Source organism: Sinobaca sp. TMA16-18 (genome assembly GCF_059510535.1).
Window position 1 is genome coordinate 486,583 of record NZ_JCAKFM010000001.1, and the last position, 18,609, is coordinate 505,191.

The following is an 18,609-nucleotide window of genomic DNA, read 5'->3' on the forward strand; positions in this document are numbered from 1 at the left end:
TGGATCCCCCTTAGAATCTTTGTTGGAATTTATTTCGAATCCACACGGCGATGGAATTCATTAGTAAAAGCATAGCAAGCAGAACAATAATCCCTGCTGCTGCAATGAAATGGAACTCTTCCTGCGGTCTGCTCGTCCAGTTAAAGATCTGGATAGGCATAACGGTAAACTGTGAAAATACATTGTCTGGTAAAAATGCAATATACGTTAATGCGCCTATCATAATCAATGGTGCTGTTTCTCCTATAGCACGGGACAAGGCAAGAATGTTCCCTGTTAATATACCGGGCAGAGCCGCCGGGAATATTATCCGGAACATCGTCTGCCACTTTGTTGCTCCCATACCAAAAGATGCCTCTCTCATTTCTGACGGCACGGAACGAATCGCTTCCTGGGATGCTACTACAATTATAGGAAGAATAAGAAGCGCCATCGTAAGCCCGCCTGCCAGAACGCTGCGGCCCATGGAAAGTTCTCTTACGAAAATAGTCAGGCCGAGCAGTCCAAATACGATAGAAGGAACACCTGCCAGATTGGAGATATTCATTTGGATCAAAGCGGTAAACTTATTTGTTGGTGCATACTCTTCCAAGTAGACTGCCGTACCGACACCTAATATAAAAGCGACAGGCGCGGTAACGGCCATCATCCAGATCGTCCCAATGATAGCAGCTTGAATCCCTGCTTCATCTGCGTTTCTTGAAGCAAAGGAAGTCATAAATTCCCAGTTCAAAAAGCCAATCCCCTGAGTGAATATCCGTACTAATAATATCAGCAGCATAAGAAGCGTGAATAGTACGGCTCCGAAAAAGATGCCTTTGAATATTTTATTTTTTAAATGCCGTTTTTTGTCATTTGAATTTTCTTCTACTTCAGGATAATTTTCTACAGTTGTAATGTCCTGTTCTGGTAGAGCCATTTAATAAACCTCCCTGAACCGCTTCGAAATAAAGTAGGCAATGACGTTCATCAGCAGGGTGAAAAGGAATAACGTCATACCAACAGCATAAATACTGTAGTAGGTAGTTGTTCCATAACCTACGTCTCCAAGGCTCACCTGTACAATATAAGCGGTCATTGTCTGAACAGCGCCAGTTATATCCATATTGGTTGTTGGATTCGCTCCACCGGCTACTGTGACAATCATTGTTTCTCCGATCGCTCGTGAAATGGCGAGTACGAAAGAAGCCAGAATACCGGACAGAGCTGCCGGTACGACAACTTTCATTGCTACCTCGAACTTTGTAGAGCCGAGCGCATAAGCGCCTTCTCTCATCGACCTTGGAACAGCACTCATCGCATCTTCAGAAAGGCTGGCTACCATAGGAATAATCATAATACCTACGACCAGTCCGGGACTGAGCGCATTGTATACTCCCAGTCCAGGAACAACATTCTGCAAAACCGGTGTAACAAATGTTAAAGCAAAGAATCCATATACGATCGTTGGAATCCCAGCTAATACTTCCAAAATAGGTTTAATCGTTCTGCGCGTTTTATCCGATGCATACTCACTCAGAAAAATGGCAGCTGCCAGTCCTACAGGGATGGCGATAATCATCGCAATAACAGCAATCATCAATGTACCGATAAGAAGCGGCCGGATACCGAAATCCGGTTCCGAAAATACCGGGTACCAGTCTGGACTTGTAACAAATTCTATGAAAGATACTTCTGTAAAAAAGGTAAATGTTTCTGATAATAATGTAACGACAATGCCAATAGTAGTTAAAATCGATATAACCGCGCAGGTTAGAAATAACTTAGGCATGATTATTTCAGCCGCATTAGTCAGTCCCCGATTAGAGGCTTTTTCTTCAATCTGCTGGCTGATCGACTTTTTTGGACGGTTTTCCATTATGATCCCCCTTGATCCCCTATACTCAATTCGTCTTTATAAAAAGGAGAAAAGCAAGACAGCGTCCGTCTCGCTTTCACCCGTTACATTGCCTTTTGGCTACTCTGCTGATGCAGCGGCTTCTTCAATCATCTGTGCATTTTCTTCATATTCCTCATCTGTCAGGTTGATATAGCCAACTTCCAAAGCAAGATCTCCTACGTTGTCATTAAGAAAGTTTACATATTCCAAAATGTGATCTTCCTGAAGCGATTCAGTTTTTATATACGTGTAAAGCGGACGGGACAACGGCTCATACGTACCATCGTTAATGGTTTCTTCTGTAGGCTCAATTGCACCGTCTCCGTTATCGATTGGTACAATTTTTAAGTTATCCTGATTTTCTTCGTAGTAAGCATATCCGAAGTAGGCAATCGCGTTCGGGCTTCCCTGTACACCGTTTACAAGCACGTTGTCATCTTCTGACAGCTGGGCATCACGGGAAATATCGCCGTCTTCCAGTACTTCTTCAACAAAGTAGTCAAACGTTCCGGAGTCAGTACCTGGGCTGAAACGCTCTATTGGCTCTTCCGGCCAGTCTGGGTTCACTTCGTTCCAAGTCTCTACTTCTCCATCCGCGAAAATGGTTTGCAGCTCTTCGACTGTAAGAGATTCAATGAAATCATTTTCTTCACTTACCACTACGGACAATCCATCATAGGCAAGTTCAAGTTCAAGATAATCAACACCCTGCTCTTCAAGCTGAGCTGCTTCTTCATCGTCAATCGGTCTCGACGCATTACTTAAATCTGTTTCCCCGCCGATAAACCGTTCAAAGCCGCCACCGGATCCTGAAACACCAATCGGAGCGCGTACATCCGGATTTTCTGCTGTATATTCTTCAGAGACTGCTTCCATTATTGGAAATACGGTTGAAGATCCATCAATGGCGATTTCGTTATCTCCATCACCTGAAACCGGCTCCTGGCCTGCTTCTTCTTCACCGGAACCTGATGCTTCTTCACCAGCACCTGCTTCTTCCTCTTCTGTTTCTTCTCCGCCGCCTCCGCAGGCAGATACTGCCATAAGTCCTGCTAGTGATAAAGCCATCCAACCTTTTTTCATACGCATAATGTTTTTTCTCCCCTTTTTCTCTAATTGTCTAAGTAGTGTTCTAAAGCTGAGTACGGAGCGTTTTATTTCTCCTGCTCACAATTGTTAGTATAGAAGAGAATTGTTAAGCCAAAATAGGCGTATTGTAAAGATTATGTAAATGTGCTGCTTTTGCTGCCGGAAAATACCGTCTTAATAAGGTAAAAGCAAAAAAAATACTGCCTGGATTTCTCCAGACAGTACGATTTTTATATGGTTGTATTCCAGCCTGCGGCTGCTAAATCGATTGGGCCGTCAAATACAGAAGCCGCTTCCTTCAAAAGCTGTTGATGATCTCCGAAATGAGGAAGATGGGTAAGTAGCAGCTTCTTCACCCCTGCCTGTAAAGCAAGCCGGGCAGCTTCTACGCTGTTCATATGGCCCGGTCCTGATCCGTCCTGGCCGCTGTAGAGGCTGGCTTCCGCTATCAGCAGATCAACGCCTGCTGCCCAATCAGCCAGTTCGATAAAATAAGAAGTATCTGCTGTATAAAACAGGCTGCCGCTGCTCCCCTTGATTTTCATTGCAAAACACGGGACAGCATGCTGCACCTCATAAAACTGAAAGACAAAGGGGCCGAGCGAAAGCGGTTTGTTTTCTTCATATGCCTCCGCCTGCACGATATTTTTGTAGGAAAGTCCTGCGAAACCATTCTGATCCAGCGTATGGCCAACAACCCTTACCGGCTTTGCCGGGGTTTTCAGAATATGCGGCTGCAGCAGCCGGAAGTAATGGAAGGCCCCTATATCACTTACGTGGTCATTATGATAATGAGAAAGCACAACCGCATCTATGTGTTCGAGCTGTATATACCGCTGTACATTGGAAATAACACCGCTGCCGCAGTCAATTAATACGCTGTACCCATCTTCTTCAATCAGATACCCGGACGCAGCCTCTTCCGCTTCCGGATAAGCATGCCAGAATCCTACCACCGTTATTTTCATATACATTCCTCCCCAGCTATATAAAAAAGCACTGCCTCTATAATGATAGAGACAGCGCTTCTGCAATTATGCTTCTTTTACTACGATGCTTACCTGCTTGCGTTTTTTCCCGAGGCGCTCAAATTTCACTACGCCGTCGATCTTGGCAAACAATGTATCGTCGCCGCCGATTCCTACGTTCGTTCCTGGATAGATGCGGGTTCCGCGCTGGCGTACAAGGATAGAACCACCTGTTACGTACTGCCCGTCTCCACGCTTCGTACCAAGGCGCTTTGATTTGGAATCACGACCGTTCTTCGTACTACCTACACCTTTTTTCGATGCAAAAAACTGAAGATCTAATCTCAACATATGTCTTCACCTCCCGTGATCGGAAATGCTGATGTGCTCGCTGTAATCAGCGGCAATCGTTTGAAGAGAAACAATCATGCCTTCGAGCAGGAGCTGTGCTTCCGGTGAACTTTCATCCTCCGGGAGAATGCACTGCATAAATCCGCCGTTGTCTCCTAAATCAATTTCAAGTTCGGCTTCGCATAAAGCCGTGACTGCATTTACTGCTCCAAACGAAACAGCTGATGCGCCCGCACAGACTAAATCATATCCATAAGGACCAGATTCAGCATGGCCTGACATTAAAAAAGAATAGATGGATTGATCGTCTCTTCTATTGATCGTTACTTTTATCATATCGGTCCTAACCTAAAGATCGATTTTGTCGATAACTACTTTAGTATAAGGCTGACGGTGTCCCTGCTTACGACGGTAGTTCTTTCTTTTCTTGAACTTATAGACGATGATTTTTTTGGCACGGCCATGCTTTTCGACCTTGCCTGTAACTGTAGCGCCCTCAATAAATGGAGCTCCTACTTTTGCATCATCACCGCTGACAAATACTACATTTCCAAATGTTACAGAATTTCCAGCTTCCGCATCCAGCTTCTCAATGTAGATTTCCTGTCCTTCTTCTACTTTGATCTGCTTTCCGCCTGTTTCAATAATTGCGTACATACTTTGCACCTCCTGTTATACTAAGACTCGCCACTTTAGGTGCCTGAACGGACTTGAAAACCTAGTCATGTGCGGTTGTAGTTTGGGTGCTAATCCAAACGACTAACTATGAAATAATACCATAGAGTAAAGGACAGTGTCAATTCTTCCTTTGCCTTTCTTTCTGCCTTGCTGCCGCCTCTTCTGCGGTTCCGGCAAATCCTATTTCCGGACGCACACCCTGGACGCTTTGAATCCATATGGAAAAAGGAAAAAGCTGTTTCCAATAGTCACGAAGATGGCGTCCCTTTTCATCCAGCCACTCTGCTGCATGGGAGGGGAGCAAAAGCAGAACAGCTTCCGACTCGACTTCCCTGTATTCATACAACAGCCGTTCCGCTTCATACACAATGGTTTCTGCTTTTTTTATTTTCCCGCTTCCATGACAGTCCCGGCATGGTTTAAACAGCCGGTCATGCAGACTGCGGGCAGTTTTCTTTCTGGTCATTTCCAGAAGACCGATCCGGCTGATGCCGAGGACATTTGTAAGAGCCCGGTCGCTTTTCAACGCCTGCTTTAAACAATCGGTTACTTCCTCTTTATCCTCGGTTCGTTTCATATCTATAAAATCAATAACAATAATGCCTGCAATATCACGGAGCCTCAATTCTTTCGCAATTATTTTGGCGGCTTCCAGATTCGTCTGCTTTATCGTTTCAGCTACATTTGTTTTCCCTGTAAAACGAGCCGTATTTACATCAATAACGGTAAGAGCTTCGGTTTTATCTATCTTCAGCGAAGCCCCATTTTTCAGCCATACGTGATCGAGAAGGAGCCGCTCCAGCGGTTTATCCAGCTTTTCATAGCTGAATACATTTTCACGCCCACGGTACGTGACCATCTTTTTTGTATCTTTTTCTTCATAGCGGAGAAGACGCCGGATTCTTCCGGCTTCTTCTGCATTATCCACTACAATCCGCGAGAGCTGGGAAGCTGGATAATCTTTCAGCAGCTTTTCTGCCAGGCCGCTTCCTTTTTTTAAAAGACCCGGCTGCTTCGCACGCACTGTCGTTCTCTCCAGATCCGCCCACTCCTCTTTGAGCAGCATAATATCCGATTTCACAGCGTCCCATGTACTCGAAGCGGCATTGGTGCGGATAACCAACCCCTCCTGCTGCTCCATTACTTCAGCGGCTTTTGTACGCCATGCTTCTCTTTCGGCTTCCGGCTGAATTTTTTTAGAAACAGCAATATAGCTTCCGTTTGGCATAAACACACTGTATTTTCCGGCGAACGAGAGATTTTCGGTTAACCTGGCTCCCTTTTCCCCAAACTCTTCTTTTTCCGCCTGGACGACAATAAGCTGGCCTTCTGTAATAAATTCATTTATGCTGCGCTTTTCTTTTCGTGCGTACGGCTCTTCCAGCCGGCGGTAGGAGAGCAGTTCGTCTCTATAAAGAAAGCCGTTTTTCTCCCGTCCGATATCTACGAAAGCCGCCTGCATGCCCTGCACGACATTTTTTACACGACCTATGTAAATATCCCCTGCCGTTTTCGTTTCATCCGGCTGTTCAATATGCACCTCTGTCAGCTCCCCGTCTTCAAGAAGAGCTGCCCTTTTTTCCGACGTAGCCGTATTAAAAATTAGTTCTTTCATTGCGTCATTCCTCCTTTTTGCCGTTGGAGTGCCTCCAACAAAAAAACCCCCGTATTGGCGGGAGTCCAGCTACAGCTTTCTGTTTTTTGCTTTTTCATACAAAAGTGTCAGCTGCGTTGTATATTTTTTCCAGTCGTCATTCTCAATTGAACCGGATTTGTATATTTTTTCCGTAAGCTGGCTCGCTTTCTTTTTTTCTTCAGGAGAAAGCAGATCAATAACAGCCATAGGTAACGTCTCCTTTATTGATTCATTCGCGGGACTTCAGTGTACTTTCCTCTTCTCTAAGTATACCATAACCCGGCATTAGTATAGCGCAGTTTGCCTGGGAAGAACGGCTGTCATGAAAAAGAGCCCCACGCCGGGGACTCTGAATCAATCTATGCTTTCATGCCGAACCATTTTTTCATTTTGGAGAAAAAGCCTTTCTTCTCTTCCAATGACATCAACGGTACGGATTCCCCCATCAAACGTCTTGCGATATTACGATAGCCAATGGATGCTTTACTGTTTGGATTCATCGCAATCGGCTCCCCTTTATGGGCAGCTTTCAGAACATCATCTTCGTCTACAATGACACCTAAAAGGTCAATAGCAAGAGTGGACGTCACATCATCCACATCCAGCATTTCGCCTGTGTCGGAGAGATGCTGTCTCACCCGGTTAATAACCAATCTAGGGGGCGTAATGCCTTCCTGTTCAAGCAGGCCGACAATACGGTCTGCATCTCTTACCGCTGCTGTATCCGGTGTTGTCACAACGATCGCGTGATCTGCACCAGCTACCGCATTCTTATACCCCTGCTCAATTCCTGCCGGGCAGTCAATCAGAATAAAATCATAGTCTTCCCGAAGAGAATCAATAATTTCCTTCATTTGTTCCGGACTGACCGCCGACTTGTCTTTTGTCTGGGCAGCAGGAATTAAATGCAGGCAGTCAAATCGTTTATCTTTAATTAATGCCTGCTGCACACGGCAGCGTCCTTCTGCTACGTCGACCAGATCATAAATAATCCGGTTTTCCAGCCCCATCACAACGTCAAGATTGCGCAGGCCGATATCGGTATCGAGCATACACACCTTTTTTCCCTGCAGAGCCAAGGCAGCTCCTATATTTGCGGAGGTTGTTGTTTTACCAACTCCGCCTTTTCCTGATGTAATAACGTAAGCCTCTCCCACTGTAATTCCTCCTTTCATGCAAAAACATGAAATTTGTTATGGTACGATTTTTGCTGCTGATTATTACTTTACATCGGCAGTTTTCTTATCTCTTCGAGACGTATAATACGTCAATACTTTCATTTTTTCAAAAAGAATTTCATCTTTTTCCTGCTCGTAATACGCGTATAACGGCTCGGAAAGAAGATCTTCCTGCTGTTCGTGGCGTTCCGGAGCATGATAATACTTATCTGAAATCGACAGCTGCTTCGGCCTCATAATAGAAGCGCAGATCACAGCGTCTTTTTTCCCATCAATTCCGGCACGTGCAATTCCCTTTAATGCGCCGAGTACGTAAATATCGCCGGTCGCTTCTACGGTACCCCCGGGATTTATATCCCCTAAAAGAACGATATCGCCTTTGGCACGCAGAACCTGGCCGGAGCGGACGATGCTTGAAAAAGAGGTAATAGAGGCCTCTTCCCTAATTCGCTTGGCTTCCTCTTTTGTCATGACGTAGGATTCAAGCTCTTTCATTTCAATCGTCGCTGTTTTTGATAGGACTTTCGATATTTCTCTTTCCTGCTCTTCCTTAATATAACGGTAACCTGCATTAACTTTCACTGATACTTTAGGACCGTCGTTAACCAGCTGTTGTTCATTGCTGATTTTTTCTTCCAGTCCTTTCATCAATTCAGTGAAGTCACATTGATCATCCAGAAATATTGTTAAGCCCTGCTTCGTGCCTTTAATCGTAATATACTGGCTTCCGGAGCTTTGTTCCATTTTTTCACCCCTCATCCTAAACTGTCGGCCTGGCGCATACTATCCTGCCGGCCGCCTTATTTTTAATTGATGCGTATGATTTACCTCTGCCATATTTTTTCACTTTTTTCAATATAGGTGAAAAGCTTCTGCAATGGCAGATACAGAAGGGCAGCTGCTGCTGTGTTCAAAAGAAGGGAAGGCATAAGACGCCACACAAAAAAGTCGGCAAATATCACATTTGTATAGTCTGTAACATAATAAATGCCGTATGTCATCCATTCAAAAATAACGAGGGCTCCTACCACCACAGACAATTGAAGAATCAGACTGCTTTTTAAGCCTCGAAATGGATAGGAGCATAAGTAAGCTACAAGCCCAAAGCTGAAAATATACAATCCCAATAAATCCGTATAAGTAAGATCATACAGTGCGCCGGCAAATAAGCCAAGTATAATTCCAGCTCCGGGCCCTCTGTAAATGGAGGTAAAGATAACCAGGAGAAGGGTAAAGCGCGGGACCCATTCCACTCCTCCTGAAGACGTGTTTACAAAGATTTGAAACCACGTGCCTTCTATAAGAAAGGAAAAAAACACAAGAAAGGGCAGGAGATATCTAACCATCAGCCTCCACCCTCTTCTGTCACATCAACCGGCTCTTCTTCCTCTTCCTCGTCTTCTGATGTTTCTGCTTCTTCTTCTAAAGCATCGTCCAGGCTTTCGCTGTTCCGCTCTATTACTGTTACCTGCTCAATATTATAAAAACCGGCAGCGGGTTCCACCAGGGCATTGTACGTTAAGCCGTATTCATCAGGCTCGACGCTGACAACTTCCCCAATCGCAAGCCCTCTTGGAAAGATGCCTCCAAGTCCGGACGTACTGACAAGCTGACCTTCTTCAATTTCTGCATCCGATTCTATCTTGCGGAGCATTAGCCCTTCGCGCTCGTCATCCCAGCCTTCAATAAATGCATAGACCGGATCTTCTTCTGTCGTAACCATGGCAGAAACACGGTTGTTATCGTCGCTGTCTGATAGCAGCTGGACCGTGGAAGTAAACTGAGATGTGGACTGGACCCGTCCAATCAGGCCTTCAGGTGTCATGACCGCCATATCTGCCTCAATACCATTTTGTGAGCCCTTATCAATGCCTATTGTTTCCGTCCAGTGATCCGGAGACCTGTGGATAACCTGAGCAGAACGGATGGAATAATCGGTCAGGCTTTCTTCCTGCTCGACCATTTCCCGTAGTGTTTCATTTTCCTGACGGACACTGGCAAGCTCGGCAGAGATAGAAGCTGCTTCATCCACTCTTGCTTTCAGCGTCTGATTTTCCTGATACACATTAATCAGCAGACTTGCATCGTTAAAGAAATCAACAGCAATGTAAGCCGGCTTGCTTAATACAGACTGGGCAAATCCTGCCCCGTCCCGGAAAAGCTGTTCAGGAAGAGAAATATTCTCTCTGTCTCTCATGGAAAAGCCAATCACAGCAACTAAAATAATGATACTAACCATCAATACAATTAATCGTTTGTTGTTAATAAATTGTGGCATCCTGTCCACCCGCTTTGCTACTTGTTTCGATAAGAACTAAACGAGGAATTGTCTTTTGAACGGAATAACTCCATATTATCCAGCGCCTTACCGGTGCCAAGAGCTACACAGTCCAATGGGTTTTCAGCCACATATACAGGCATATTTGTTTCCTCGCTTAGTATCTTATCCATGTTTTTCAAAAGGGCGCCTCCGCCGGTCAGCAGTATTCCACGATCCATAATATCTGCTGCTAGTTCAGGCGGAGTACTCTCCAATGTGCTTTTAACAGCATTTACAATCGCACCGATTGTTTCTTTCATTGCTTCCGTAATTTCTTCTGAAGTCAGTGTAATGGTTTTGGGAAAACCGGTTAAAAGATCCCGTCCGCGGACATTGATTTCAGAAGGCTTTTCTTCAGCTTCTTTAGGTGCTGCAGCCAGTTCCATTTTTACCCACTCAGCGGTACGATCACCTATCAGCACATTATACGTCTTTTTCACATGCTGGGTGATATCACTGTCCATCTGGTCTCCGGCAATGCGAATAGACTGGCTCGTGACGATTCCTCCTAAAGAAATGACGGCCACTTCTGTCGTACCTCCGCCAATATCCACTATCATGCTTCCTGTAGGATCCCAAACCGGCAGGTCAGCTCCAATCGCTGCGGCAAAAGGCTCTTCAATTGTATAAGCTTCTTTTGCACCGGCCTGCCTGGTGGCATCTTCCACCGCTCTTTTTTCCACTGATGTAATCCCTGAGGGAACACATACCATTACGTTCGGCTTTCTGCTGAAGAAGCTTTTTGTTTTCTGTGCTTGATTTATAAAGTGCCTCATCATGGTGGTGGTTGTGTCAAAGTCGGCAATGACTCCATCTCTCATTGGCCTGAGTGTCACTATATTATCAGGTGTTCTTCCAATCATGTTCTTGGCAGCTGTACCCACCGCCTCAATCGTATTCGTGTCCTTTCGGATCGCTACGACCGAGGGCTCTCTTACAATAACTCCTTTGCCTTTTACAAATACTAATGTATTCGCCGTACCTAAATCTACTGCTAAATCCTTTGTAAAACCACCAAACATCTATGTATCTCCCTTCAGTTCCTGTAAATCTACAACGCTGCTGTGTCAGATCGGCATCCTGCTGTACTGCGGATTTATTTCATCATCTTAACCACTATTCTCCATTATACGCAAAATGAAACCAAAAACATAGACCCGCCTGGTGTTTTTTTAGGAGAAGATCTGCCTATTTTTTCTTGCTAACATATAAAAAATGCCCCGGCCTATCAAGCGGCAGGGGCATTCTTTACTTATTATTGTGTAATATGTCCCTTTTCTTTGAGGCTGATGAACGTTTCATCTCCAATAATAACATGGTCGAGAACTTCCATCCCCAGCAGCCTGCCGCATTCAGCAAGACGTTTTGTCACGTCAATATCTTCCCTGCTCGGCGATGGATCTCCGGAAGGATGGTTATGCAGGCAGATGATAGAAGCGGCGGAGCGGCGCAGCGCTTCTTTGAATACTTCTCTCGGGTGTACGATACTTGAGTTCAGGCTGCCGATAAACAAGGTTTGTTTATGAAGAATCTGATTTTTCGTATTCAGAGCCAGCACAACAAAATGTTCCTGTTTTAGAAACCTCATCTCTTCCATAACAAAATCGGCTACATCTTCCGGCGAACGAATCGTGTATTTCTCTTCCGCTTTATATGTATACAAGCGGCGGCCCAGTTCCAATGCAGCTTTCAATTCCGCTGCTTTGCCTTTTCCGATGCCTTTAACCGTCTGGAGCTCCTCAAGTGTAGCCTCCTTCAGAAAGGATAAATCATCAAACGTGTAAAGAAGCCTCTGGGCAAGTACCATTACCGATTCTTCTTTCGTACCTGTCCGGAGCAGAAGCGCAAGCAGTTCCAGATTAGAGAGCGACTTGGCTCCATTTTTCAATATTTTTTCTCTAGGTCGTTCTGTTTTAGGAATATCTTTAAAAATAAGGGGGGAAGTCATGCATATCTCCTTTTCGCAAAGTTAGTTAGAGGGGAAATTAAGAGGATAGGCCAATCAAGCGACTGTACCAGATGTAAAAAGTACCGTCGGCAAAAACAGCAGTTATGCAGGCAAACGCGATAAATGGCGCAAATGGAAACAACTGTTTCCGGTTCATTTTCTTCGTGCAGAGCCTGAATGTTCCCCAGGCCGTGCCGGCGATTGCAGCTAGAAAAATAGTAAGAACCGCTGCCGGCCATCCAACAGCAAACGCGATAAAAGCAAACAGCTTTATATCTCCTCCGCCCAGCCCGCCTTTTGTAAGAAAAGCAAATACATACAGCACGGAAAAAATAAGCAGGCCGTCCCACACAGAAAAAACCAATGCACTAAACGGCCCGGCCACCAGTTTAACGGCCGCTGCCGCTCCTGTTCCTGCAAGCAGCAGCCGATCTGGAATAATCATGTACGCGAGATCGCTCACTACTGCCGCGCAGAGAACCAGCACAACAATAAGGACCAGCGCGAGTTCCCACCCCCATCCGAACCGTAAAAAGGCTGCTGCGAACAATACACCTGCCCCGAGTTCCATGCATGGATAAAGAAAAGAAATACTTTTTCTGCAAAACCGGCATTTTCCCTTCAGCAGAAAAAAAGAAACAATCGGAATTAAATCTTTCTTTGCGATAGAGCGGCTGCATGAAGGACAGTGGGAAGCAGGGTAAACAAGCGATTCTTTTTTAGGAAGCCGAAGGCCGGCCACATTCGTAAATGACCCCATGACGCTTCCTATAATGAAGCTGTACCAAATTAAAATCACATAGTTTGTTCTCCTTTCTTTTAATGATTATATAATACCACAACTAAAGGACTATTTTAAGTTTTTTTATAAAAAAAGAAGCCCCTTATCAGGGCTTCCATTCTTTACGTACGTCGGATATAAAATACAAAGAGCCGGTTATTACGAGCCATTCTTCTTCCCGGCGCAGTGCTTCTACTGCTTTCACTGCCTGTTTCCAGTCTGCATATGTCCCGGGCTGCCCTGAAAGATCATGCACATTCAGGCTTTCCGGAGCAGCTGCCCGTTCAAAGTCAAAACCGGCCAGTGAAACCGTAGCCGTATTCAGGCTTTTGAGCGGGGTTAGAAAATCCTCTGCATTTTTTTCTTTTGTTGTACCGATAATAAAGTGAAAGGTGTCCTTTGAAAAATGAGCCTGAAGCGCTTCTGTAAGACTCATCATGCCTTCTTTATTATGTGCTCCGTCAATGATAATTCGTTTTTCCCGATTAATCTCCAGTCGTCCAGGCCAGCTCGTTTTCTCAAGACCGCGCAGGATATCACTGTCCTCTGCCGGAAAAGCATAATACATTTTAAGGTACCTTGCGGCCATTACAGCAGCGGCAGCATTCTTTGCCTGATGCGGTCCCATCATGGATAGCTGCACACGCTCGAGCCTTTTCAAAAACAATGACTGAAACGAAAACGTAATTCCAGCTTCATGGGCCTCTACATTCTCAATGTGAAAATCTCTGCCGAGCTGATACATTTTTGTAAACTTTTCTGATACCGCCTCTTCCAGAATCTCCAGGCTTTCCGGTTTCTCTTCACACGTAATTAACGGGACTCCTGATTTAACGATTCCCGCTTTTTCTCTTGTGATTTCCTCTATCGTGTTTCCAAGTATGTGCTGGTGATCGTGCCCGATATTTGTAATAACGCTGATAAGCGGAAGCATCGTATTCGTTGAATCAAGCCTGCCTCCAAGCCCTACTTCCCATATGACCACATCAGGAAAAGCGACCGAAGAAAAATAGCGTGCGGCAATAGCTGTAATAATTTCAAACTCTGTCGGCGGACCGAATAGTGATTTCTCTACGGCTTCGACAATCGGGCGCACCACATTCGCGGCTTCTAAAAACGCTTCTTCACTTATCGGCTCTCCATTAATGGAAACACGCTCTCTGAATGTATCTATATAAGGAGAAGTAAATGTGCCTACTTCCATCCCGGACTCTTCCAGAATATTTCTTAAAAAAGCTGTAGTGGACCCTTTTCCGTTTGTGCCTCCAATATGCACACTTTTCATTTTCCGCTCTGGATTGCCAAGGCCCTCCAGCAGCAGGTTCATCCGCTCCAGTCCCGGATGAATGCCAAATTTCTTTCTGTCCTCCAGCCAATCTCTCGCTTCTCTATACGTCTGCATGCTATCCCTCGTTTCTCTATTCAAGCTGTCCGTGAATGCAGGAAAAAAAGGGAGGTTTTCAAGCCTCCCCCTGCTATTTTTTTATTGCTGCAGTTCTTCCATGCGGGCAATCACTTTATCCCGCTTATCTGCGTAATCCTGCTGTTTCTGCTTTTCTTCTTCCACAACGTGGGCAGGTGCTTTACTCGTAAAGCCTGCGTTCGCAAGCTTCTTTTGTACCCGCTCTACTTCTTTATCGAGTTTTTCTTTTTCTTTTTGAAGCCTGGCAATCTCTTCGTCCAGCTGGATCAGCCCGGCCAGAGGCATATAAAGGTCTGCTCCGGTCAATGCGTGGGATACGGATTTTTCCGGCGCCTGCAGTCCTGTATTAATCGTAAGCTTTTCAGGGTTGCAGAAGCGCTCCAGATACTCCTGTCCGCGCAGCAGCTGCTGCAGTTCCTTCTCGGAAGCTGCATTAACGAGCAGTTCAATTTCCTTGCTCGGCGCTACATTCATTTCTGCACGTGTATTACGTACCGAGCGGATGATACGCTTGATCAGCTCCATATCCTCAACGGATTCGGAATCAGCCAGGTCTTTGTTTACAACAGGCCATGCCGCTACTGTGATGGAATCTCCCTGGTGAGGCAGGTGCTGCCAGATTTCTTCGGTAATAAATGGCATAATCGGGTGCAGCAGTCTCATCGTCTGATCGAGTACGTGGGCCAGCACCGAACGGGTCATTTGCTTTTGCTCGTCACTGTCTCCGTAAAGCGGCAGTTTTGCCATTTCAATATACCAGTCACATACATCTTCCCAGATAAAGTTATACAGCAGACGTCCAACTTCTCCAAACTCATATTGATCCATCAGCCTCGTTACGCTTTGAATCGTATCCTGCAGTCTTGTCAAGATCCAGCGGTCAGCCATTGTTTTTTCGCCTTCCAGGCTGATTTCTTCATAAGTCAATCCGTCCATATTCATCAGCGCAAAGCGGGAAGCGTTCCAGATTTTATTGGCAAAGTTCCAGTTGGCTTCTACCTTTTCCCACTGGAAACGCAGGTCGTTTCCGGGGGTTGTACCGGTAGCAAGGAAGAAACGCAGCGCATCGGCTCCGTACTTCTCAATGACGTTCATAGGATCAACACCATTGCCGAGTGACTTACTCATTTTCCTGCCTTCACTGTCCCGTACCAGTCCATGAATCAGCACATCTTCAAACGGACGCTGCCCTGTAAATTCAAGCCCCTGGAAAATCATCCGGGAAATCCAGAAAAAGATAATATCATATCCGGTTACGAGTGCATTAGTCGGGTAAAATCGTTTAAAATCTTCCGACTGCTCGTCAGGCCAGCCCATCGTGGAAAAAGGCCAAAGCGCTGAGCTGAACCATGTGTCCAGCACGTCTTCATCCTGTACCCAGTTTTCAGCGTCCGCCGGTTCTTCCATGCCGATATACATTTCGCCTGTTTCTTTATGGTACCAGGCAGGAATCCGATGGCCCCACCACAGCTGCCTCGAAATGCACCAGTCCCTGATGTTATCAAGCCAGTGCAGGTACGTTTTTTCAAAACGTTCCGGCACAAAATGTACTTTTTCTTCCTTCTGCTGCAGAGCAATCGCATTTTCAGCAAGCGGCTTCATATCTACGAACCACTGCGTGGATAAATACGGTTCTACAACGGCGCCGCTTCGTTCCGAATGCCCGACCGAATGCATATGGTCTTCCACTTTAAACAGCACGCCCTGCTCCTTAAGATCAGCTGTAATTTGACGGCGGCATTCAAAGCGGTCCAGCCCTTCATATTTCGCGGCGTTTTCATTCATTTTTCCAGACTCGTCCATGATAAGGACACGCTCCAGGTTATGCCTGTTGCCCATTTCAAAGTCATTGGGATCATGCGCCGGCGTAATCTTTACGGCACCGGATCCAAAATCCATTTCTACATAATCATCTGCAACAATCTCTATTTCCCGTCCTACAATAGGCAGCTCTACCTTTTTGCCGATCAGATGCGCATAGCGTTCGTCTTTCGGATGTACCGCGACTGCTGTATCGCCGAGCATCGTTTCCGGACGCGTGGTCGCAACTTCAATCGATCCACTGCCGTCCGCCAATGGATAGGCCATATGATAAAAAGAACCCTGCACGTCTTTGTAGATAACTTCTATATCTGAGAGAGCCGTCTTTGTATCCGGATCCCAGTTAATAATGTATTCCCCGCGGTAGATCAGCCCTTTATTATATAGCGTGACAAACACTTTACGAACCGCATCCGACAGGCCTTTGTCCAGGGTAAACCGCTCTCTGGAATAATCCAGGGACAGGCCGATTTTGGACCACTGCTCCCGGATAAAATCGGCATACTCTTCTTTCCATTCCCACGATTTCTCAAGAAACGCCTCCCGGCCCATTTCATACCGGTTCGTCCCTTCTTCTTTCAGCTTTCCTTCGACCTTAGCCTGCGTGGCAATTCCGGCATGATCCATGCCGGGAAGCCAGAGCATGTCATAGCCCTGCATCCGCTTCAAACGGGAAATAATATCCTGCAGGGTCGTATCCCAGGCATGACCTAAATGCAGCCTTCCGGTAACGTTAGGAGGCGGAATAACAATCGTGTACGGTTCTTTATCCCCACTGCCTTCGGCTTTGAAAAACTCCCCTTCCGTCCAATAGGGATACCATTTGGCTTCGGTCGCCTGTGGATCGTACTTGGTCGGCATATCGGTCTGGTTGATCTTATCCATTTTATCGTTCTCCTTTAGTAGAAAGTCAGCTTGCTTTTTGTGCAAATAAAAAAACTCTTTTCGTCTGCAAAGGACGAAAAGAGTTTACGCGGTACCACCTTTATTTGTGCCGCTGTCTGCCAGCGTCACACACTTAGGTATAACGGTACCTGCCGTCTCCTCCTACTTCATTTCAGAGGAAAAGCTCCGGGGCGACCTTCGGGATCCGCACAGGAAAGGCCTTTCAGCTGGGCTGCCTTCTCTCTGTACAAGCGCGTCATCCGTACTCTTCCCTATCTATGCTTTCTTATTTATGCTGTTTGGTATGCTTCTATTTTAAGCAGAGCCCTGCCTGTCAGTCAATGCAAATTACTTTTATTTTTTAATCACGGAAAAAGCTTTTTCGGCGGCTTTTACCGTGTTTTCAATATCTTCTTCTGTATGGGCAGTAGAAAGAAACATCCCTTCAAATTGAGAAGGAGGAAGGGAAACACCCTGGGCCATCATTTCTCTAAAGTATGCCGCAAACATTTCCAGGTCCGACGTTTTGGCCGTTTTAAAATCAACGACTTTTTCATCTGTGAAAAAGAAGCCAACCATTGATCCTGCTTTGTTAATATGATGAGGAATACCATGCTTTTGGGCCGCTTCATGCAGGCCGTCGGCCAGAAGTGTACCAAGACGGTCAAACGTCTCGTAGTCTTCCGGCTTCAGCTGGTTTAACGTTTCAAATCCGGCTGTCATCGCAAGCGGATTTCCTGACAGGGTACCAGCCTGATAAATCGGGCCGCTCGGCGCTATCTGTTCCATAATATCGCGCCTGCCGCCGTAAGCTGCTACAGGCAGTCCTCCGCCAATAACTTTCCCAAGACACGTTATGTCAGGCGTTACGTTATAAACACCCTGAGCGCAGTTATAGCCGACTCTGAAGCCTGTCATTACTTCATCGAAGATCAGCAGGCTGCCATGTTGGTTCGTAATGTCTCTGACGCCTTCCAAAAATCCTTCTTCCGGAAGCACCACACCCATATTGCCTGTGACCGGTTCCAATATAACGGCAGCAATTTCATCCCCGTATTCGTCGAATGCTTTTTGCAGACTGTCCAGATCATTGTACGGCACGGTCAACGTATTGGAGGCAACCGATTCCGGAACACCGGGACTATCCGGAAGGCCAAGCGTAGCAACACCGGAACCGGCTTTAATTAATAAAGAGTCTCCGTGCCCATGGTAACAGCCTTCCATTTTAAGAATCTTGTCACGTCCGGTAAAACCGCGGGCCAGGCGGAGAGCACTCATTGTTGCTTCCGTGCCGGAATTAACCATTCGAACGACTTCGATAGAAGGCACTCTATCAATAACGAGCTCGGCAAGTTTAATTTCCATCACGTGAGACGCACCAAAGCTTGTTCCTTTTTCGGTTACTGCCTTTAACTGCTCCACGACATGATCCTGGGCATGGCCTAAAATAAGCGGGCCCCATGACAAAACATAGTCGATGTATTCATTTCCATCCAGGTCGGTTATTTTGGAACCTTTTCCGCTCTGCATGTACACGGCAGGATGTCCCACCGAATTGTATGTACGAACAGGACTGTTTACACCGCCCGGCATTAACGGTTTTGCTTTTTCAAAAGCAGCTGTGGATTTTTCATAGGATTTCATCGCTGTCA

General features: G+C 45.9%; 19 protein-coding genes and 2 other annotated features. All 19 genes read right to left on the reverse strand.

Going from position 1 to position 18,609, the window contains the following annotated elements; translation table 11 throughout:
• Window positions 1–10: 10 nt before the first annotated feature.
• Window positions 11–919 (reverse strand): phosphate ABC transporter permease PstA, encoded by a 909-nt coding sequence (gene pstA / locus AC5W14_RS02540; protein ID WP_496193620.1) that lies wholly within the window; start codon window positions 917–919, stop codon window positions 11–13.
• Entirely contained in the window at window positions 920–1,864 is a 945-nt protein-coding gene (gene pstC / locus AC5W14_RS02545; protein ID WP_496059650.1) for a phosphate ABC transporter permease subunit PstC, read from the reverse strand. It abuts the gene before it with no gap.
• 93 nt (window positions 1,865–1,957) lie between these two features.
• On the reverse strand, window positions 1,958–2,962 hold the full coding sequence (locus AC5W14_RS02550; RefSeq protein WP_496193621.1) for a PstS family phosphate ABC transporter substrate-binding protein: 1,005 nt from the start codon (window positions 2,960–2,962) through the stop codon (window positions 1,958–1,960).
• Window positions 2,963–3,198: 236 nt separating this feature from the next.
• A complete protein-coding gene (locus AC5W14_RS02555) occupies window positions 3,199–3,936 on the reverse strand; it encodes an MBL fold metallo-hydrolase (protein ID WP_496193622.1) in 738 nt (245 codons plus the stop codon).
• Window positions 3,937–4,002: 66 nt separating this feature from the next.
• The gene (gene rpmA, locus AC5W14_RS02560; protein WP_496059169.1) at window positions 4,003–4,287 is read right to left on the reverse strand and encodes a 50S ribosomal protein L27; all 285 of its coding nucleotides are present in this window, start codon (window positions 4,285–4,287) and stop codon (window positions 4,003–4,005) included.
• Between the two features lie 6 nt (window positions 4,288–4,293).
• A complete protein-coding gene (locus tag AC5W14_RS02565) occupies window positions 4,294–4,623 on the reverse strand; it encodes a ribosomal-processing cysteine protease Prp (RefSeq protein ID WP_496059168.1) in 330 nt (109 codons plus the stop codon).
• A gap of 12 nt (window positions 4,624–4,635) precedes the next feature.
• The gene (gene rplU, locus AC5W14_RS02570) at window positions 4,636–4,944 is read right to left on the reverse strand and encodes a 50S ribosomal protein L21 (protein ID WP_496059167.1); all 309 of its coding nucleotides are present in this window, start codon (window positions 4,942–4,944) and stop codon (window positions 4,636–4,638) included.
• Between the two features lie 13 nt (window positions 4,945–4,957).
• Window positions 4,958–5,031, reverse strand: a sequence feature (ribosomal protein L21 leader region).
• Between the two features lie 52 nt (window positions 5,032–5,083).
• A complete protein-coding gene (locus tag AC5W14_RS02575) occupies window positions 5,084–6,580 on the reverse strand; it encodes an Rne/Rng family ribonuclease (protein WP_496193623.1) in 1,497 nt (498 codons plus the stop codon).
• Between the two features lie 69 nt (window positions 6,581–6,649).
• Window positions 6,650–6,808, reverse strand: coding sequence for a hypothetical protein (locus tag AC5W14_RS02580; protein ID WP_496059165.1), 159 nt, complete (start codon window positions 6,806–6,808; stop codon window positions 6,650–6,652).
• A 152-nt stretch (window positions 6,809–6,960) separates the two neighbouring features.
• Window positions 6,961–7,758, reverse strand: a complete 798-nt coding sequence (minD, locus tag AC5W14_RS02585; protein ID WP_496059164.1) for a septum site-determining protein MinD — start codon at window positions 7,756–7,758, stop codon at window positions 6,961–6,963.
• A 63-nt stretch (window positions 7,759–7,821) separates the two neighbouring features.
• On the reverse strand, window positions 7,822–8,523 hold the full coding sequence (gene minC, locus AC5W14_RS02590) for a septum site-determining protein MinC (protein ID WP_496059163.1): 702 nt from the start codon (window positions 8,521–8,523) through the stop codon (window positions 7,822–7,824).
• An 80-nt stretch (window positions 8,524–8,603) separates the two neighbouring features.
• Window positions 8,604–9,125, reverse strand: coding sequence for a rod shape-determining protein MreD (gene mreD, locus AC5W14_RS02595; protein ID WP_496059162.1), 522 nt, complete (start codon window positions 9,123–9,125; stop codon window positions 8,604–8,606).
• Window positions 9,125–10,057, reverse strand: coding sequence for a rod shape-determining protein MreC (gene mreC, locus AC5W14_RS02600; RefSeq protein ID WP_496059161.1), 933 nt, complete (start codon window positions 10,055–10,057; stop codon window positions 9,125–9,127). The genes mreD and mreC overlap by 1 nt, the downstream gene beginning before the upstream one ends.
• A 17-nt stretch (window positions 10,058–10,074) precedes the next feature.
• Window positions 10,075–11,121: a rod shape-determining protein gene (locus AC5W14_RS02605; protein ID WP_496059160.1), complete on the reverse strand. Its 1,047-nt coding sequence runs from the start codon at window positions 11,119–11,121 to the stop codon at window positions 10,075–10,077.
• 233 nt (window positions 11,122–11,354) lie between these two features.
• Window positions 11,355–12,047 carry a RadC family protein gene (gene radC / locus AC5W14_RS02610; protein ID WP_496059159.1) on the reverse strand — a complete coding sequence of 231 codons (693 nt, stop codon included), beginning with the start codon at window positions 12,045–12,047 and terminating at the stop codon, window positions 11,355–11,357.
• Window positions 12,048–12,084: 37 nt separating this feature from the next.
• Window positions 12,085–12,846: a prepilin peptidase gene (locus AC5W14_RS02615; RefSeq protein WP_496193624.1), complete on the reverse strand. Its 762-nt coding sequence runs from the start codon at window positions 12,844–12,846 to the stop codon at window positions 12,085–12,087.
• 88 nt (window positions 12,847–12,934) lie between these two features.
• Window positions 12,935–14,230: a bifunctional folylpolyglutamate synthase/dihydrofolate synthase gene (locus tag AC5W14_RS02620; protein ID WP_496193625.1), complete on the reverse strand. Its 1,296-nt coding sequence runs from the start codon at window positions 14,228–14,230 to the stop codon at window positions 12,935–12,937.
• A gap of 81 nt (window positions 14,231–14,311) precedes the next feature.
• The gene (locus AC5W14_RS02625) at window positions 14,312–16,957 is read right to left on the reverse strand and encodes a valine--tRNA ligase (RefSeq protein ID WP_496193626.1); all 2,646 of its coding nucleotides are present in this window, start codon (window positions 16,955–16,957) and stop codon (window positions 14,312–14,314) included.
• Between the two features lie 66 nt (window positions 16,958–17,023).
• Window positions 17,024–17,245: a binding site (T-box leader), on the reverse strand.
• 66 nt (window positions 17,246–17,311) lie between these two features.
• Window positions 17,312–18,601 (reverse strand): glutamate-1-semialdehyde 2,1-aminomutase, encoded by a 1,290-nt coding sequence (gene hemL, locus AC5W14_RS02630; protein ID WP_496193627.1) that lies wholly within the window; start codon window positions 18,599–18,601, stop codon window positions 17,312–17,314.
• Window positions 18,602–18,609 lie beyond the last annotated feature (8 nt).

Coding starts and splice junctions, on each gene's coding strand:
- pstA (WP_496193620.1), bottom strand. CDS start 919: ATGGCTCTACCAGAACAGGACATTACAACTGTAGAAAATTATCCTGAA.
- AC5W14_RS02550 (WP_496193621.1), bottom strand. CDS start 2,962: ATGAAAAAAGGTTGGATGGCTTTATCACTAGCAGGACTTATGGCAGTA.
- AC5W14_RS02555 (WP_496193622.1), bottom strand. CDS start 3,936: ATGAAAATAACGGTGGTAGGATTCTGGCATGCTTATCCGGAAGCGGAA.
- rpmA (WP_496059169.1), bottom strand. CDS start 4,287: ATGTTGAGATTAGATCTTCAGTTTTTTGCATCGAAAAAAGGTGTAGGT.
- AC5W14_RS02565 (WP_496059168.1), bottom strand. CDS start 4,623: ATGATAAAAGTAACGATCAATAGAAGAGACGATCAATCCATCTATTCT.
- rplU (WP_496059167.1), bottom strand. CDS start 4,944: ATGTACGCAATTATTGAAACAGGCGGAAAGCAGATCAAAGTAGAAGAA.
- AC5W14_RS02575 (WP_496193623.1), bottom strand. CDS start 6,580: ATGAAAGAACTAATTTTTAATACGGCTACGTCGGAAAAAAGGGCAGCT.
- AC5W14_RS02580 (WP_496059165.1), bottom strand. CDS start 6,808: ATGGCTGTTATTGATCTGCTTTCTCCTGAAGAAAAAAAGAAAGCGAGC.
- minC (WP_496059163.1), bottom strand. CDS start 8,523: ATGGAACAAAGCTCCGGAAGCCAGTATATTACGATTAAAGGCACGAAG.
- mreD (WP_496059162.1), bottom strand. CDS start 9,125: ATGGTTAGATATCTCCTGCCCTTTCTTGTGTTTTTTTCCTTTCTTATA.
- mreC (WP_496059161.1), bottom strand. CDS start 10,057: ATGCCACAATTTATTAACAACAAACGATTAATTGTATTGATGGTTAGT.
- AC5W14_RS02605 (WP_496059160.1), bottom strand. CDS start 11,121: ATGTTTGGTGGTTTTACAAAGGATTTAGCAGTAGATTTAGGTACGGCG.
- radC (WP_496059159.1), bottom strand. CDS start 12,047: ATGACTTCCCCCCTTATTTTTAAAGATATTCCTAAAACAGAACGACCT.
- AC5W14_RS02620 (WP_496193625.1), bottom strand. CDS start 14,230: ATGCAGACGTATAGAGAAGCGAGAGATTGGCTGGAGGACAGAAAGAAA.
- AC5W14_RS02625 (WP_496193626.1), bottom strand. CDS start 16,957: ATGGATAAGATCAACCAGACCGATATGCCGACCAAGTACGATCCACAG.
- hemL (WP_496193627.1), bottom strand. CDS start 18,601: ATGAAATCCTATGAAAAATCCACAGCTGCTTTTGAAAAAGCAAAACCG.